Source organism: Bradyrhizobium sp. LTSP849, from assembly GCF_000938255.1.
Taxonomy (GTDB): domain Bacteria; phylum Pseudomonadota; class Alphaproteobacteria; order Rhizobiales; family Xanthobacteraceae; genus Bradyrhizobium.
On the sequence record NZ_JYMR01000012.1, the window covers coordinates 158,968 to 174,277 of the forward strand.

Annotated in this window: 17 protein-coding genes; 10 read left to right on the forward strand and 7 right to left on the reverse strand. The window is 63.5% G+C overall.

What is annotated here, in order from left to right; all coding sequences use genetic code 11:
• Positions 1-178: 178 nt before the first annotated feature.
• Both UB31_RS10135 and UB31_RS10140 read left to right on the forward strand, forming a co-directional pair.
• Positions 179-1,915, forward strand: a complete 1,737-nt coding sequence (locus UB31_RS10135; protein ID WP_197090794.1) for an ATP-binding protein — start codon at positions 179-181, stop codon at positions 1,913-1,915.
• Positions 1,916-2,115: 200 nt separating this feature from the next.
• Positions 2,116-2,697 (forward strand): peroxidase-related enzyme, encoded by a 582-nt coding sequence (locus UB31_RS10140; RefSeq protein WP_045010884.1) that lies wholly within the window; start codon positions 2,116-2,118, stop codon positions 2,695-2,697.
• A gap of 28 nt (positions 2,698-2,725) precedes the next feature.
• Here UB31_RS10140 and UB31_RS42125 read toward each other — a convergent pair whose 3' ends face one another.
• A complete protein-coding gene (locus UB31_RS42125; protein ID WP_197087118.1) occupies positions 2,726-2,887 on the reverse strand; it encodes a hypothetical protein in 162 nt (53 codons plus the stop codon).
• Between the two features lie 353 nt (positions 2,888-3,240).
• On the opposite strand from UB31_RS42125, the gene UB31_RS42130 reads away from it, so the two are divergent.
• Complete coding sequence (locus UB31_RS42130; RefSeq protein ID WP_197087119.1) at positions 3,241-3,396, forward strand: hypothetical protein; 156 nt, start codon at positions 3,241-3,243, stop codon at positions 3,394-3,396.
• On the opposite strand, the gene UB31_RS10145 is transcribed toward UB31_RS42130, so the two are convergent.
• The gene (locus tag UB31_RS10145; protein WP_156175276.1) at positions 3,397-4,128 is read right to left on the reverse strand and encodes a Crp/Fnr family transcriptional regulator; all 732 of its coding nucleotides are present in this window, start codon (positions 4,126-4,128) and stop codon (positions 3,397-3,399) included.
• Between the two features lie 146 nt (positions 4,129-4,274).
• Between UB31_RS10145 and UB31_RS10150 the strand changes: the two genes are divergently transcribed.
• Entirely contained in the window at positions 4,275-4,478 is a 204-nt protein-coding gene (locus tag UB31_RS10150) for a hypothetical protein (RefSeq protein ID WP_045010886.1), read from the forward strand.
• Between the two features lie 258 nt (positions 4,479-4,736).
• Here UB31_RS10150 and UB31_RS10155 read toward each other — a convergent pair whose 3' ends face one another.
• Positions 4,737-5,363, reverse strand: coding sequence for a ParB-like protein (locus tag UB31_RS10155; RefSeq protein WP_045010762.1), 627 nt, complete (start codon positions 5,361-5,363; stop codon positions 4,737-4,739).
• Positions 5,364-5,636: 273 nt separating this feature from the next.
• Between UB31_RS10155 and UB31_RS10160 the strand changes: the two genes are divergently transcribed.
• The 6 genes from UB31_RS10160 to UB31_RS10185 all read left to right on the forward strand — a co-directional run bounded on the left by UB31_RS10160 (position 5,637) and on the right by UB31_RS10185 (position 10,467).
• Positions 5,637-5,978, forward strand: coding sequence for a hypothetical protein (locus tag UB31_RS10160; RefSeq protein WP_045000817.1), 342 nt, complete (start codon positions 5,637-5,639; stop codon positions 5,976-5,978).
• Between the two features lie 200 nt (positions 5,979-6,178).
• On the forward strand, positions 6,179-6,466 hold the full coding sequence (locus UB31_RS10165) for an acyl carrier protein (protein ID WP_007592476.1): 288 nt from the start codon (positions 6,179-6,181) through the stop codon (positions 6,464-6,466).
• Positions 6,467-6,476: 10 nt separating this feature from the next.
• Entirely contained in the window at positions 6,477-6,947 is a 471-nt protein-coding gene (locus tag UB31_RS10170; protein WP_045010763.1) for a 3-hydroxyacyl-ACP dehydratase FabZ family protein, read from the forward strand.
• Positions 6,944-8,146, forward strand: coding sequence for a beta-ketoacyl-ACP synthase (locus UB31_RS10175; RefSeq protein WP_045000819.1), 1,203 nt, complete (start codon positions 6,944-6,946; stop codon positions 8,144-8,146). The genes UB31_RS10170 and UB31_RS10175 overlap by 4 nt, the downstream gene beginning before the upstream one ends.
• 102 nt (positions 8,147-8,248) lie before the next feature.
• Positions 8,249-9,526: a beta-ketoacyl-ACP synthase gene (locus UB31_RS10180; RefSeq protein WP_045000820.1), complete on the forward strand. Its 1,278-nt coding sequence runs from the start codon at positions 8,249-8,251 to the stop codon at positions 9,524-9,526.
• An 8-nt stretch (positions 9,527-9,534) separates the two neighbouring features.
• A complete protein-coding gene (locus tag UB31_RS10185; protein WP_045010764.1) occupies positions 9,535-10,467 on the forward strand; it encodes a lipid A biosynthesis lauroyl acyltransferase in 933 nt (310 codons plus the stop codon).
• Between the two features lie 101 nt (positions 10,468-10,568).
• Here UB31_RS10185 and UB31_RS10190 read toward each other — a convergent pair whose 3' ends face one another.
• The 4 genes from UB31_RS10190 to UB31_RS10205 all read right to left on the reverse strand — a co-directional run bounded on the left by UB31_RS10190 (position 10,569) and on the right by UB31_RS10205 (position 15,298).
• Positions 10,569-11,681, reverse strand: a complete 1,113-nt coding sequence (locus UB31_RS10190) for a polyamine ABC transporter substrate-binding protein (protein WP_045010765.1) — start codon at positions 11,679-11,681, stop codon at positions 10,569-10,571.
• Positions 11,682-11,688: 7 nt separating this feature from the next.
• Positions 11,689-12,867: an aminotransferase gene (locus tag UB31_RS10195; protein ID WP_045010766.1), complete on the reverse strand. Its 1,179-nt coding sequence runs from the start codon at positions 12,865-12,867 to the stop codon at positions 11,689-11,691.
• 21 nt (positions 12,868-12,888) lie between these two features.
• Positions 12,889-13,215, reverse strand: coding sequence for a rhodanese-like domain-containing protein (locus UB31_RS10200; RefSeq protein WP_045010767.1), 327 nt, complete (start codon positions 13,213-13,215; stop codon positions 12,889-12,891).
• A gap of 154 nt (positions 13,216-13,369) precedes the next feature.
• Positions 13,370-15,298 (reverse strand): potassium transporter Kup, encoded by a 1,929-nt coding sequence (locus UB31_RS10205; RefSeq protein ID WP_045010768.1) that lies wholly within the window; start codon positions 15,296-15,298, stop codon positions 13,370-13,372.
• Positions 15,299-15,310 lie beyond the last annotated feature (12 nt).

Below are 15,310 nucleotides of genomic sequence, written 5' to 3' on the forward strand. Positions count from 1 at the left end.
TGGCCCAGAAAAGCAGCATTTTCCGGCCGCTTCTGCCCATAAGTATGCATTAGGTACAAACCACCCTGCCGAATTTCGGTACATTTAACAAAGCTCCTGCCCCCGCCGCTTAACAGTTTGTGCAGCCGCGGCTCGCATAGTCAGGGTTAAACTCCTCGGACTTGCCAGGTTCATTCTAGTGACATCCTTTGGACGCGTGATTTCGGTACGCGGGTCGCTCGCCCGGGTTGGGCTTCTGGCGGAAAGCCAGCTGCCGGTTTCAGAGATTCGGGCCACTGTCGGCCGGTTCGTCAGCATCCGCTGCGCCAGCTCGGTCATCGTCGCCATGATCACCGAGGTCTCCTGCGAGAACCTCTCGAGCGCCGACTACATTGCCGTCGCGTCCGTCGACCTGCTCGGCGAAATCCACAATGCCGCCGACAAGGCCAAGTTTCAGCGCGGTGTCACCAACTATCCCACCATCGGCGATTCCGTCGACCTGATCACGAGCCAGGAGCTGCGCACCATCTACGCGCCGACCGGATCGGACCAGATCAATGTCGGCTTCCTCCAGCAGGACCGCTCCGTCATCGCTTACGTCGATATCGAGGAAATGCTCTCCAAGCATTTCGCCGTGCTGGGATCGACTGGCGTCGGCAAATCCACCGGCGTGTCGCTGCTGCTCAATGAGATCCTGAAAGCGCGCCCGAACCTGCGCATCTTCCTGCTCGACGTCCACAACGAATACGGCCGCTGCTTCGGCGATCGCGCGCTGGTGCTCAACCCGCGGAACCTGAAGCTGCCGTTCTGGCTGTTCAATTTCGAGGAAATCGTCGACGTGCTGTTCGGCGGCCGCGCCGGCGTGCCCGAGGAGCTCGATGTCCTCGCCGAGGTGATCCCGATCGCCAAGGGCATCTACACGCAGTATCAGAACACCGATCGCCTCGGCCTGAAGCGCATCGATCCCAAGCAGATCGGCTTCACCGTCGATACGCCGGTGCCGTACCGCCTGGTCGATTTGATCTCGCTGATCGACGAGCGCATGGGCAAGCTGGAAAACCGCTCCTCGCGCATCATCTATCACAAGCTGATCTCGCGCATCGAGGCGGTCCGCAACGACCCGCGCTACGCCTTCATGTTCGACAACGCCAATGTCGGCGGCGACACCATGGCCGAGGTGATCAGCCATCTGTTCCGCCTGCCCGCCAACGGCAAGCCGATGACCGTGATGCAGCTCGCCGGCTTTCCGGCCGAGGTCATCGACTCCGTCGTCTCGGTGCTGTGCCGCATGGCCTTCGACTTCGGCCTATGGAGCGACGGCGTGTCGCCGATGCTGTTCGTCTGCGAAGAAGCCCACCGTTACGCCTCGGCCGACCGCAATGTCGGCTTCGGGCCGACCCGCAAGGCGGTGTCGCGCATCGCCAAGGAAGGCCGCAAGTACGGCGTCTATCTCGGCCTCATCACCCAGCGCCCCGCAGAGCTCGACGCCACCATCATCTCCCAGTGCAACACGCTGTTCACGATGCGTCTCGCCAACGAGCGCGACCAGGCGCTGCTGCGCGCCGCGGTGTCGGATGCGGCCGCGAACCTGCTGTCCTTCGTGCCCTCGCTCGGCACCCGCGAGGTGCTGGCGTTCGGCGAAGGCGTCGCACTGCCGACGCGGCTGCGCTTCAAGGAAGTGCCGCCGCATCAATTGCCACGTGGCGAAGCCACCATCAGCAGCGTTCCTTCCGTGACATCGGGGCATGACATGCATTTCGTCGGCGCCGTACTCGAGCGCTGGCGCGGCGCCACTTCGCAGCGCGACGTGCCGAACGACCCGGTGTTCTCGCAACCACCCGCCAAGACGCTCGTCCCCGCCGAAGCCCCGATGCTGCAACCGTCGATGGGGCTCGATCCCGATCGCTTCTCGCTGCTGAAGAAGCCGCTGCGGTAAGGGCTACTTGCTCGCCCAACACTCCGCCGTCATGCCCGCGAAAGCGGGCATCCTGTACGCCGCGGCTTCTCCGTATCCCATCGCTGTCTCTGGAATACTGGATCGCCCGATTAAATCGGGCGATGACACTGAGCGTGTGGCACGTTGAGGCGGTGGCCCGCATCGACTATGGTTGCCGCCCCAAGCCGGAATCCATGCCCATGACAAAGCCCGCCACGCAACGTTTCCCCGTCCCCGCCCTCGACACATTACCGGACGACATCCGCACGCGGCTGCTGGCCGTGCAGGAAAAGAGCGGCTTCGTGCCGAACGTCTTCCTGACGCTGGCCTACCGCCCCGACGAGTTTCGCGCGTTCTTTGCCTATCACGACGCGCTGATGGAAAAGGACGGCGGGCTCACCAAGGCCGAGCGCGAGATGATCGTGGTGGCGACCTCGGCGGCCAATCAGTGCCAGTATTGCGTGATCGCGCATGGCGCGATCCTGCGCATCCGCGCCAAGAACCCACTGATCGCCGACCAGATCGCGGTGAACTACCGCAAGGCCGACATCACTCCGCGGCAAAAAGCGATGCTCGATTTCGCGATGAAGGTCTCCGCGGACGCGCAGCGGATCTCAGAGGAGGATTTTGCGACGCTCGCGCCGCATGGCCTCAGCGACGACGACATCTGGGACATCGCCGCGATCTCGGCCTTCTTCGCGCTGTCGAACCGGCTCGCAAATTTCACCGGCATGCGTCCCAACGACGAGTTCTATCTGATGGGACGCCTGCCGAAGAAGTAAGCGTTGGGCGCGGCAGCGCGCTACGCCGTCACTGCTTCTGCTTCGCCATCAACTCGAGCGCCGGGGCAAAGCGTTCGGCAAACGTGATTGTCCTGGCGTCGCGAACTGCGGCCAGCGAAGCCGAAATGAACGAATGAAACCCAACTGAGACGACCGCAAGCACGGCGGCGGCGAAAGCAAGACGACGCATTGTTCCCTCCTTTGGAGGCTCGGTAGTCGCTTAGAATGGGACGGCTTTGTTTCAGGACGCCTTCATGCCACCCGGAAAATGATTTCGCTCAAGAGACTGTGATTTGCTCCGGTTCGCGAAACCGCGTGCCGCAGTACGGTTTTGGCGGCTCTTGTGCTCCCGGACTAGTCCAAAGCGACGCGTGCTGAGCGCGAACGTCACGCGCGAACAGCGCGACTAACATTAGTCACCATCGTTTTACGCCGAGCGCGCGCCGTGTTGGGAATTTCTCGCGCGCGATCACGATCGAGAATCGCATGACAGCCACGACAGGCAGCTCTTGCGGGAATGCAGGCTCTACGAAGAGCACGCAAATGACCGTCGCCATTCAGAAGCTCAACGGCCTGTGGCACCTCATCGTCGGCTCATGCGAGATCCGGACTCCTTTCCTCGCGACCCAGGATCGCGAGTTGGTCGTGACTTACGCCCGACGCGCCTACCCCGGCGCCAAGATCTTTCAGCGCGACTGATCAAAGCGTTGGCGACTGATGCAGGTAACGATGGTCAAAATCGGCTAGCTCCAGAAATCGGAATTCGTCGAGCACCGTGACCCGGCCGCGCTGCAGCTCAACGATTCCTTCCTCGCGAAGCTGCCTGATCACGCGATTGGCATGGACCGCGGTGATCCCCAGCGCTTCGCCGATCTGCTCCTGGGTCAGCGGCATGTCGAAGCCGGTATCGTCAACGCGCCCGATCAGCCTGAGACGTTCGCGCAACTCGACCATGACGTGCGCGAGCCGTGCCGGCGCGGGACGCTGGCCGACATTGACGATCCATTCGCGGAACATCGCGGAGTCGATCAGCGTGTCCCGCCAGAACATCTCAGCCACAACGGGCCTGCGATGGTGCAATTTTCGCAGCGTCTCATGGTTGATGAAGCCCAGCGTGCACGGCGTCAGCGTGGAGAGATCATGGTCCATCACGTGCAAGAACAGGCTCATCAGGTCCGGGATTTCGCCAGCAATGTGCAAGGAGAGGATCTGCCGCTTGCCGCTCGCGATCGTCTTGGAGCGTGCGCAAAATCCCTCGACGATCAGGCAGCATTCGGTGGCCCGCTCGCCATCGCGCACGACCGGCGTTTCCGCCGGGTACTGTCGCACCGCGATCGGAAGGGCTTCGATTTCTCTGACATCCTCGTCCGAGATACCGGCAGAGATGCGCAAGCGCTTGACCAGCGCAGCGCGGATCGTATCGCTGGGCACGCGAGATTGCTCCGATTGCATGAATTGAGGCCATGGCGGCGTGGCGCCGCTGCAATCAAAACCCGCGATCCGCACCTCCGGTTCCAACAAAAGTTAAGGACGCCGCTCGCATCCGCATGGTTGGTTTGCGCCGGAAAGGCCAAGCCATGATCAAGAAGCGCAACCGCACGCGACCTGTCCTGACGCTGCAGGAACGTTTGAACAAGTTCACGCAGGAGGCTCGCGCCGCCGCGAAGAAGCTGCCGGCCGGCACAGAACGCCACATGCTGTTGCAAAAGGCCCGCGACGGCGAAGCCGCCTCCGAGATGGAACGCTGGCTGTCCTCGCATGATCTGCAAAGTCCGAAATGATCGCGCCGTAACGGCCGGACGAGGCTTCCTTTACCCGGTGCAAAGCATGTCGCGAGGGATCGGGCGCCCAAAGTTCAAAAGTGCACATCAAGCGCCCGAGCGCTCGGCCTAGGCTCACCCACGCTCTTCATCGGGAACGAGACGCCCGCTGAAGGCCGATGCTCCGGTTTGGATTCGCCTCCGTTTCCGGACGCAAAGCGCGGCGGCCCCAGCCCATCACCCTTCCAAGGCTGGGGCCGTCCTCACGCCCAGTTCGGCTTAATCGTCCGACGCCGGCCCGCACCAGCCCGGCAGATAGATCGCGTCCTTGCTCTTGGCCGCTGCCAAGGCTTTCTCCAGTGCCTTGTCGAAATTGGCCTCGATCGCCTTGCGCGACAATTTTCGGCGCAGAAAGTCGGCCCACAGGAATTCGGAGAACGGCGTGGTGTCCTTGGCAAAGCCGCCCATCCGGCGGAGCTCGCCGGCGAGGCTGCGGAACGGATCGTCCTTGAGATCGACGACCGATTTCGGCAGATCGCGAAACGGCCGCCGCTCGCCCTTGGCGTCGTAAGGGTAGACCCAGCGCTTGTTGTCCATCACGCCCCAGAACGCTTCGCGCTCGACCATCCTGAGGTCGCCGACGACGGTCACCAGAACCTCCTTGATGCCTTCGTCGTGCAACGCGCGGCCGAGGTGATGATGGTCGATCACGTAGTAGCGCTCGTCCGGCCCGTGAACGACAGGGATCATGTGGGTACCGAGCAGGTCGGACTGCTTCTTCTTACCATGCTCGCGCCAGCGCTTGCGCTTCTCCTTGACCTCGCGCATGCCGACCGTCATCTGCGTCGGCCGGAGCGACAGGATCGGCACCGGATGCACTCTCGGCTCGCGCGCGTTGGTGGTCATGATCGAAGTGCCCTCATCTGGTTGTCCAAGGTTCCCCTATTATGCCATGGGCGTTGTGGCGGCAAAATGCGTTCGCGCGATCACCTCGATCGTTGTTGCAGCGCAACCCGCGCGTCCCTGACACCGGGATGACAACCAGTTCCGCTGGTCGTTCGTTGCGCTGATGAAAGATCATGCGAACGCGCAATGCACGTGCGCGTTGAGAAGATTTCCTGCAACCCCTCTGTCACGTATGCTATTTAAAAATTGCTGCTTCGGAGTGATCCCCGCGCCATGAAATCCCAGCGGCCCATAACCTCGGACGAGGAGCACCGGGTGCTCCAGTTCAGGCCGCGCACCACGCCGTCCCCGGTGGTCCACCGGGGCAGCGGCATCGTGCAACCGCTGCACGCAGCCCCCGAGCCGCTCGACCTGTCGCGCTATGAGCAGCCCCGCGAGGACCCCGACGATTTCCGCCACCGCATGCTCGCCAATATCGCGGCGCTGGCCTTCACCATCGCGCTGACGGCGATAGGGATCTGGCTCGCGGTCAGTATTGCCGACCTGCGCCGGACCCAGGATTGCGTGATGATGGGCCGTCGGGACTGCGTCAAGATCACGACGCCGCATATCTAGGCCGCCCCCGGGGCCGCAAGGCCCCGCGACCGGCATCCCTAGGCCTGTCCGGCTCCATTGAACTCAGGGCGGCGCTCCGATATACGGGCTTCCGACCCGGCCAGAGGGGGGTTTGAGGGCGTCATTCGGGGCGCGATGCCCACCCACCCTGCCACTCTGGAAAATATGACAAATATCTGCAATATATCAAAGGCTTAGTGATGTCCTCCACATTCGATCAGGTCGCTACGATCATCGCTGAAACCTGCGACATCCCGCGCGACACGATCACGCCGGATAGCCATGCCATCGATGATCTCGGCATCGACAGCCTCGATTTCCTGGACATCGCGTTCGCGATCGACAAGCAGTTCGGCATCAAGCTGCCGCTGGAAAAGTGGACCCAGGAGGTCAACGACGGCAAGGCGACCACCGAGCAGTATTTCGTGCTGAAGAATCTGTGCGCCCGCATCGACGAACTGGTTGCGGCGAAAGGCGCGAGCGCCTAAGCGCGCGGCCATGCAACTCGAATACTTCCACATGATCGATCGCATCGTCGACCTCAACGTCGACGAGAAGAAGATCGTCGTCGAGGCGCAGGTCCCGATGGAGAGCACCGTCTTCGAGGGGCACTTCCCGGGCTATCCGCTGATGCCCGGCGTGCTCCTGATCGAATCGATGGCGCAGGCCTCGGGCTTCCTCCTGCTCGGCGTCCTGAAGTTCGAGCGCATGCCGATTCTCGCCGCGGTGAAGGAAGCCAAGGTGCGCGGCTCGGTGTTCCCCGGCGATCTCATGAGCCTCGAGGCGAGCGTCGTCCACGAGGGCTCGGGCTACGCCATGACCGAGGCCAAGATCAGGGTCGGCGGCAAGCTGCGCGCGAACTCGGCGCTCACCTTCACGCTGATCCCCTTCCCCAATTCGGATATTCGCGGATACATGGACGCGATCGCCAAGCGCGTCGGCTTTCCGCAACAGGCCGTATCGCCATGACTGACACTGCTTCGAAACCCGGCCAGACGGAAGTCTGGATCACCGGCATTGGCCTTGCCACCTCGCTCGGCGAGGGGCTGGACGCCAACTGGGCCGCGCTCCAGGAGAAGCGCATCAATGTGGACGAGAAGGGCTTTGCGCCCTACATCGTGCATCCCCTGATGCCGGTCTCCTTCGACAGCCAGATCCCGAAGAAGGGCGACCAGCGCCAGATGGAAGCCTGGCAGCGTATCGGCACCTATGCCGCGGGCCTTGCGCTCGACTCCGCCGGGATCAAGGGCAACAAGGACATTCTGTCGAAGATCGACATGGTGGTCGCCGCCGGCGGCGGCGAGCGCGATCTCAACGTCGACACCGGCGTGCTCACGGCCGAGGCCAAGGGGGCGAACGCGCCCGGCTTCCTCAATGAGCGGCTGATGAGCGATCTGCGGCCGACGCTGTTTTTGGCCCAGCTCTCCAATCTCCTCGCCGGCAACATCGCCATCGTGCACGGCCTTGGCGGCACCTCGCGCACCTTCATGGGCGAGGAAGTCGCGGGCGCCGACGCAGCTCGCATCGCGCTGTCGCGCATCGCCTCGGGCGAGAGCGACATTGCGCTGATCGGCGGCTCGCATAATGGCGAGCGCAAGGACCTTATGGTCCTCTACGAATTCGGCGACTTCAATCTGAAGGACAAGTTCGCCCCCGTCTGGGCGCGCAAGGACCACGCCGGCTTCGCGCTCGGCTCGGCCGGCGCGTTCCTGGTGCTGGAATCGCGGGCGCACGCCGAAGCGCGCGGCGCAAAGCCGTTCGCAAAGCTTTCGAGCGTCGTCGCCGATCTCGCCAGGCGCAAGCAGCCGGGCGACATGGCCGCAACGCTGGAGAAGCTGTGGGCGAAGCTGCCCAAGCGCGAGGGTAAGGGCGCGATCATCACGGGCGCGACCGGCGCCGAGCCCGCGACCTCCGAGGAGCGCGGCTTCCTGAAGAGCCATGCCGACTTCCCGGTGCGATCGACCGGTACCATGTTCGGCCACGCCATGGAGACGCAATTCCCGCTCGGGATGGCGCTCGCGGCGCTCTCGATCTCGCGCGGCGCGCTGTTCCCGCCGAACGATTCGACCGGCACCGAGATTGAAATGCAGGGAGCGCCTACCCAGATCGTAGTGGTGGGAGCCGGACACTGGCGCGGCGAAGGCATGGCGCTGGTCGAGGCGGTTTAGCTAAAGCGTGTTGCGCTTTAGCAGGTTGTCGTTTGAGCATGATCTTGTCGGAAAACCGCGTCACACTTTTCCGGATCATGTTCTAATTCGTTTGGGGGATCCATGACTGCACCACGCGACAAACTCGGACGTCCCGTCGTCGTCGTCACCGGCATGGGCATCATGACCTCGCTCGGCGCCGGCAAGGCCGACAATTGGGCGAAGCTGGTCGCCGGCGAATCCGGCATCCGCACCATCACGCGCTTTCCGGTCGACGGTCTGAGGACAACGATGGCTGGCACCGTCGATTTCGTCAGCGTTGATCCGTTCTCCTCGACCGGACTGTCCGAGCGAATGGCAGAGCTGGTAACGGAGGAAGCGCTGGACCAGGCCGGCATCGGCGCCAAGGGCGACTTCCCCGGTCCCCTCTTCCTTGCGGTTGCACCGGTCGAGGTCGAATGGCCGCAGCGCCGCGAGCTCGGCCGCGCCGTCGGCTCGCCCGACTTCACCTACGACGATTTGCTACGCATCTCCGGCGGCGGCAAATACAGCGCCTATCATCACCGCTTCATGTTCGGCTCGGTCGCGGCCTACCTCGCTGAAACCTTCGGCACCAAGGGCTCGCCGATCTCGCTGTCGACGGCCTGCGCCTCGGGCGCAACCTCGATCCAGCTCGGCGTCGAGGCGATCCGCCGCGGCGAGACCGATGCCGCGCTGTGCGTGGCGACCGACGGCACGGTGAATCCGGAAGCGTTGGTGCGCTTCTCGCTGCTGTCGGCGCTGTCGACCCAGAACGATCCGCCGCAGGCCGCCTCCCGCCCCTTCTCCAAGAACCGCGATGGGTTTGTCATGGCCGAAGGCGCCGGCGCCCTCGTGCTGGAGAGCTATGAAGCCGCGACCGCACGCGGCGCAAAGATTCTCGGCGTCATCGCCGGCTGCGGCGAGCTCACCGATTCCTTCCACCGCACCCGCTCTTCGCCCGATGGCAAGCCGATCATCGGTTGCATGAACAAGACTCTGGCCGATGCCGGCATGACGCCGGACCAGATCGACCACATCAACGCGCACGGCACCGCGACGCCCGAAAACGACAAGATGGAGTACAACACGACATCGGCCGTGTTCGGCGATCTCGCGCAGAAGATTCCGGTCACCTCCAACAAGTCGATGGTCGGCCACACCATCTCGGCCGCCGGCGCGGTGGAGGCGATCTTCTCCCTGCTCACACTCGAGCATCAGCGCATTCCGCCGACGATCAACTACGACAATCCGGATCCCACGATCCTGTTCGACGTCGTCGGCAACAAGGCGCGTGACGCCCGCGTCACCGCTGTGATGTCGAATTCGTTCGGCTTCGGCGGCCAGAACGCCTCGCTGATCCTGACCCGCGAACCGGCCTGACCGGACCCATGGCGCTGCTTCCTGCGAGCATCAAGGCCCGCGCGCGGGAGGCCGCCAAATCGCTCAGTGGTGGCCTGATCGGGGCCACGACCGTCGGCATGCTGCGCACCACGCGCTACTTCGATCCGGTCAAGACCGCGGATTTCTTCGCCCGCGTCACCAAGCTGATCGGCCCGCGCCTGCGCGAGCACCGCATCGGCCGCGCCAATCTCACGGCTGCATTTCCGGAAAAGTCGCCGGAGGAGATCGAGCAGATCCTGATGGGCGTGTGGGACAATCTCGGCCGCGTCGGCGGCGAATTCGCCCATATGGACCATGTCTGGGATTATGACCGCGACCATCCGGAGAATAGCCGGATCACATTGTCAGCGCGCAGCATCGAGCTGTTCGACCACATCCGGGACGACGGCAAGCCGGCGCTGATCTTCGCTGCGCACCTTTCCAATTGGGAACTGCCGGCGCTCGCCGCCGTCGCACATGGGCTCGACACCGCGATCCTCTATCGCCGGCCGAACATCGCCTCAGCCGACCGCATCATCCAGGAGATGCGCCAGGTCAACATGGGCACGCTGATCCCGGCGGGCCGCGACGCCCCGCTGCGGCTCGCGCAGGCGCTGAAAGACGGCAAGCATGTCGCCATGCTCGTCGACCAATATCTGACCGGCGGTGTCGAGGTCACCTTCTTCGGCCGCAAGACCCGCGCCAATCCGATGCTGGCGCGCCTCTTGCGCCAGGTCGAATGCCCGATCCACGGCGTGCGCATCATCCGCAAGCCCGGCGGCCGCTTCGAAGCAGAGCTGACGGAAGAGGTCCCGCCGGTGCGTGACGCCGACGGCAAGATCGACATCCAGGGCACGACGCAGGCGATCACCAACGTGGTGGAGAGCTGGGTGCGCGAGCATCCGGAGCAGTGGTTGTGGCTGCATCGAAGGTGGCGGTAAGCGCTGTCATTGCGAGGAGCGAAGCGACTAAGCAATCCAGAGCGTCTCTGTCGAGAGACTCTGGATTGCTTCGCTTCGCTCGCAATGACGGGTGCGCCCCTCTACCGCCCCGTCTTCACCTTGGTCCAGAGCCGGTTGATGATCCGCTGCGTCGCCGGATCGCGCGCCGTGATGACGAACAGCTTTGAGAGCGTCGCCTCGTCCGGATAGATGTTCTTGTCGTTCAAAATCTTCGGATCGACCAGCTTCTGACTGGCGAGGTTGCCGTTGGCGTAGGATAAAAAGTCCGAGTTCTTCGCGGCGACATCCGGACGGTAGAGATAGTTGATCAGCTCGTAGGCTTCCTTGAGGTTCTTCGCGTCCGCGGGGATCGCGAGATTGTCGAAGAACATCTGCGCGCCCTCCTTCGGGATTGTGTAGCCGATTTCGATACCACCTTTGGCTTCGGCTGCCCGGGCGCGGGCCTGCATGATGTCGCCGGACCAGCCGACCACGAAGCAGATCTCGCCGGTCGCCAGCGCGCTCAGATATTCGGACGAGTGAAATTTTCGCACGGACGGGCGGACCTTGGCGACGATGTCGGCGGCCTTTTCGAGATCGGCCTGCTTGGTCGAGTTCGGATCGAGCCCGAGATAGCTCAGCGCCGCCGGAAAGATATCGTCGGCGGAGTCGAGCATGTGTACGCCGCAATCTTTGAACTTGGCCAGATTCTCCGGCTTGAAGACGATGTCCCAGCTGTCGATCTTGGCGTCGGGTCCCAGGATCTGCTTCACCTTGGCGACGTTGTAGCCGATGCCCGTCGTGCCCCACATGTAGTTGGCGGCATAGACATTGCCGGGATCGTAGATGCCGAGGCGATCGGTCACTACGGACCAGGCATTGGAGAGATTTGGCAGCTTCGACTTGTCGAGTTTCTGGAAGATATTCGCCTTGATCTGGCGCTGGAGGAAATAGGCAGTGGGCACCACGACGTCATAGCCGGATCTGCCGGCCATCAGGCGCGTCTCCAGCGTCTCGTTGGCATCAAAAGTGTCGTAGACCACCTTGATGCCGGTCTCCTTGGTGAAGGCCTCGAGCACATCCGGCGCCATATAGTTGGACCAGTTGTAGAAGTTGACGACGCGCTCCTCGGCGGCCGCTCCTTCCGTGATGAACATCAGCGCTGCGGCGATCGCGAGACCAAGGCCAAAACCAGCGCGGCTGGCGTTCGTCATCTTCGTCCTACCTCTTGCGTCCGCGCACCGCGTCCGACAGCCGCTCCAGTGCGGTGTCGAGCGTCTCGTCCTTCTTGGCAAAGCAGAAGCGCACCACCGATGTCACCGGGTCATGCTCGTAGAACGCCGAGACCGGAATCGCCGCTACCTTGTAGTCCTTCACGATCCGCCAGCAGAACTCGGCGTCGCTCTCGTTGAGGCCGAGCGGCGACAGGTCGACGGTGAGGAAGTAAGTGCCCTGCGACTTCAGCACGGGGAAGCCGAGGCTCTCCAGCCCCTTGGTCAGACGGTCCCTGCTCCGCGTCAGATCCTTGCGCATCGACAGGAAATACTCGTCGGGCTTGCCGAGGCCGTAGGCGACGGCAGCCTGGAGGTTCGGCGCAGTCGTAAAGGTCAGGAACTGGTGCACCTTGGCCGCGACGCGCAGCAGCGGCGGTGCGGCGCAGACGAAGCCGATCTTCCAGCCCGTCAGCGAGAAGATCTTGCCGGCCGAGCCGACCTTGATGGTCCGCTCCCGCATGCCGGGGATCGTGATCAGCGGGATGTGCTTGTGCTCGTCGAAGGTGACGTGCTCCCAGACCTCGTCGGTGATCGCGATGACATCGAACTTCTGGCAGTACCGGGCGAGCAGCTCGAGGTCCTCGCGCGGATAGACCACCGCGGAGGGATTCAGGGGATTGTTGAAGAGCACCGCCTTGGTCTTTGAATTGAAGACGCTTTTCAGCATGTCCTCATTCAGCCGCCAGCCCGGTGGTTCGAGCCGGACCAGGCGCGGAATGCCGCCAGCCTGGCGGATGATCGGCAGGTAGGAATCATAGACCGGCTGGAAGCAGACCACTTCGTCGCCGGGCTGAACCACCGACAGGATGGCCGAGGTCAAGGCTTCGGTCCCGCCGGAGGTGACCATCACCTCGCTCATCGGATCGAGCTTGAGCCCGTGCCAGTGGCCGTAATGGGTCGCGATCGCCTGGCGCAGCTCCGGGATCCCCATCATCGACGGATACTGGTTGTAGCCGTTGAGCGAGGCATCAGCCGCGGCGCGGCGAATGTCCTCCGGACCGGGATCGTCGGGGAAGCCCTGGCCGAGATTGATGGCGTTGTTGTCGCGCGCAGCCTGCGACATCGCCTCGAAGATGGTGACGGGAAGGTCAGCGAAGACCTTGTTCAGGGAAGAGCTTTTGGACATCCTGTTAGACATTGGGCCCGATCAGCCGCCGACCTTGCTGGGAAGGCCCGCCGCCTTCCAGCCCAGCATGCCGCCGGCGAGATGCTTGTCGTAAGGCAGGCCCGCCGCCTGCGCGGCAAGCGATGCCGTCACCGAACGCTTGCCCGAGCGGCAGGCGAACACGACCTCTTTGCCTTGCGGATCGGGGATCGCCTTGGCATCGAAGGTCGAGAGCGGCACGACGACGCCGTAGGGATAGGCCTCGGCCTCGACCTCGTTCGGCTCACGGACGTCGACGAGCAGATAGCGCCCTTCGGTGACACCCTTGGCGACCTCGTCCGGGGTCAGATCCTGTACCTGGTTTGTCAAATCATCCTCCAACGTCCGGGCGCCAGCCGGGGCGCCCCGGCCGGCGGCAACCTCGCCTCTCGGCAGGCGAAAATCAAGCGCTACAAAGGCTTGAGCGCTACGGCGCAAGTTAAAGCTAAATCGCAGCGACTTGAAGTGCAGCTTTGGGAGCAGCCTAGATCGTGACCTGCGTCCCGACCTCGACGACGCGGCCGCTCGGGATCTGGAAATAGTCGGTGGCGTCGTTGGCGGAGCGGCTGAGCGAGATGAACAGCCGGTCCTGCCAGCGTGGCATGCCGGAATGGGCGGCCGGCTTGAGCGCCCTCCGCGACAGGAAAAACGAGGTCGACATGATGTCGAACTGCCAGCCGAGCTTGCGGGCGATCGCCAGGGCCTTCGGCACGTTAGGCGATTCCATGAAGCCGAACTTCAGCGTCACCTTGGAGAAGGTCGGGCTGATCTGCTCCAGCTTCACCCGCTCGGCCGGATCGATACGCGGAGTCTGCGCGGTCTCGATGGTGAGAATGACATTCTTCTCGTGAAGCACTTTGTAGTGTTTCAGACTATGCATCAGCGCAGTCGGCGCGCTCAGGGGATCGCTGGTCAGGAACACGGCTGTGCCGGGCACGCGCTGCGGCGGACGCTTCTCCAGCATCGCCACGAGGTCGGCGAGCGGGAATTCGAGCTTGCGCGACTTTTCGAACAGCAGCCGGCTGCCGCGCCGCCACGTGTACATCAGAAGGATCATGAAAGAGCCGAGCGCGAGTGGCACCCAGCCACCCTCGAACACCTTGAGCAGGTTGGCGGCCAGGAAGGTCAGGTCGAGGAACAGGAACGGCGCAATCAGAGCTGCAGCCCACAGCGGCGACCACTTCCAGGCCTTCCAGATCACGATGAAGCCCATCATGCCGGTGACGACCATCGTACCAGTGACGGAGATGCCATAGGCCGAGGCCAGCGCACTGGAGGAACGGAACAGCAGCACCATCATGATCACGGCAACCAGCAGCAGCTGGTTGATGCGCGGGATGAAGATCTGGCCGGAATGGGCTTCTGACGTATGGCGAATTTCAAAGCGCGGCAGCAGCCCGAGCTGGATCGCCTGGCGCGTCAGCGAATAGGCGCCGGTGATGACGGCCTGGCTCGCGATGACGGTGGCGGCGGTCGCCAGCACGACCATGCCGCCGCGGGCCCAGCCTTGCGGGAACAATTGGAAGAACGGACTCTCGATCGCCTGCGGATCGCCGAGAACAAGCGCCCCCTGCCCCAGATAGTTCAGCGCCAGCGACGGCAGCACGATGAACAGCCAGGCGGTCTGGATCGGCCGCTTGCCGAAATGGCCGAGATCGGCATAGAGCGCCTCAGCGCCGGTGACCGCCAGGAACACGGCGCCGAGCGTCACGAAGCCGATGATGCCGTGATGGAGCATGAAGGACACAGCATAGAACGGGTTCAGCGCGAACAGCACCTGCGGTTGCGCGATGATCGGATGGATCGCCGCCACCGCGATGACCGCGAACCAGACGCACATCACGGGTCCGAAGAACGCCGCGACGCGGGCGGTGCCGCGCGATTGCACGGCGAACAGGAACAGCAGGATCAGCACGGTCAGCGGCACGATGTAGGGCTCGAACCGCAGCGTGATGTCCTTCATGCCTTCGAGGGCCGACAGCACCGAGACTGCCGGCGTGATCACGGCGTCGCCGTAGAACAGCGCGCCGGAGATAATGCCGAGCAGGACGATGGTCGACCCGCCGGTGCCGACGGCGCGCTGAGCCAGCGCCATCAACGCGAGTGTGCCGCCCTCGCCATTGTTGTCGGCGCGCAGCAGGATCACGACGTATTTGAGCGTCACCACGACGATCAGCGCCCACAGGATCAGGGACACCACACCGAGGACAGCCGCCGGCGTAGGCGTGCCCTCAACGCCCGAGGCCGCCATCACCGCCTCGCGGAACGCGTAGAGCGGGCTGGTGCCGATATCGCCATAGACGACGCCGATGCTGCCAAGCGTCAGCGCGCCGAAACCGGCGGTGGTGTGGGCCTCGCCATGCCCATTGGCCGCCGCCGTTTCCGGGGCGGGAATTGCTACGTCACTTGTCATGGGAGAGCCTGG

Excerpts from the sequence above, each read along its gene's own strand:
- UB31_RS10140 (WP_045010884.1), top strand. The coding sequence starts at position 2,116 with ATGACAAAGCCCGCCACGCAACGTTTCCCCGTCCCCGCCCTCGACACA.
- UB31_RS42125 (WP_197087118.1), bottom strand. The coding sequence starts at position 2,887 with ATGCGTCGTCTTGCTTTCGCCGCCGCCGTGCTTGCGGTCGTCTCAGTT.
- UB31_RS42130 (WP_197087119.1), top strand. The coding sequence starts at position 3,241 with ATGACCGTCGCCATTCAGAAGCTCAACGGCCTGTGGCACCTCATCGTC.
- UB31_RS10150 (WP_045010886.1), top strand. The coding sequence starts at position 4,275 with ATGATCAAGAAGCGCAACCGCACGCGACCTGTCCTGACGCTGCAGGAA.
- UB31_RS10155 (WP_045010762.1), bottom strand. The coding sequence starts at position 5,363 with ATGACCACCAACGCGCGCGAGCCGAGAGTGCATCCGGTGCCGATCCTG.
- UB31_RS10160 (WP_045000817.1), top strand. The coding sequence starts at position 5,637 with ATGAAATCCCAGCGGCCCATAACCTCGGACGAGGAGCACCGGGTGCTC.
- UB31_RS10165 (WP_007592476.1), top strand. The coding sequence starts at position 6,179 with ATGTCCTCCACATTCGATCAGGTCGCTACGATCATCGCTGAAACCTGC.
- UB31_RS10170 (WP_045010763.1), top strand. The coding sequence starts at position 6,477 with ATGCAACTCGAATACTTCCACATGATCGATCGCATCGTCGACCTCAAC.
- UB31_RS10175 (WP_045000819.1), top strand. The coding sequence starts at position 6,944 with ATGACTGACACTGCTTCGAAACCCGGCCAGACGGAAGTCTGGATCACC.
- UB31_RS10180 (WP_045000820.1), top strand. The coding sequence starts at position 8,249 with ATGACTGCACCACGCGACAAACTCGGACGTCCCGTCGTCGTCGTCACC.
- UB31_RS10185 (WP_045010764.1), top strand. The coding sequence starts at position 9,535 with ATGGCGCTGCTTCCTGCGAGCATCAAGGCCCGCGCGCGGGAGGCCGCC.
- UB31_RS10190 (WP_045010765.1), bottom strand. The coding sequence starts at position 11,681 with ATGACGAACGCCAGCCGCGCTGGTTTTGGCCTTGGTCTCGCGATCGCC.
- UB31_RS10195 (WP_045010766.1), bottom strand. The coding sequence starts at position 12,867 with ATGTCCAAAAGCTCTTCCCTGAACAAGGTCTTCGCTGACCTTCCCGTC.
- UB31_RS10205 (WP_045010768.1), bottom strand. The coding sequence starts at position 15,298 with ATGACAAGTGACGTAGCAATTCCCGCCCCGGAAACGGCGGCGGCCAAT.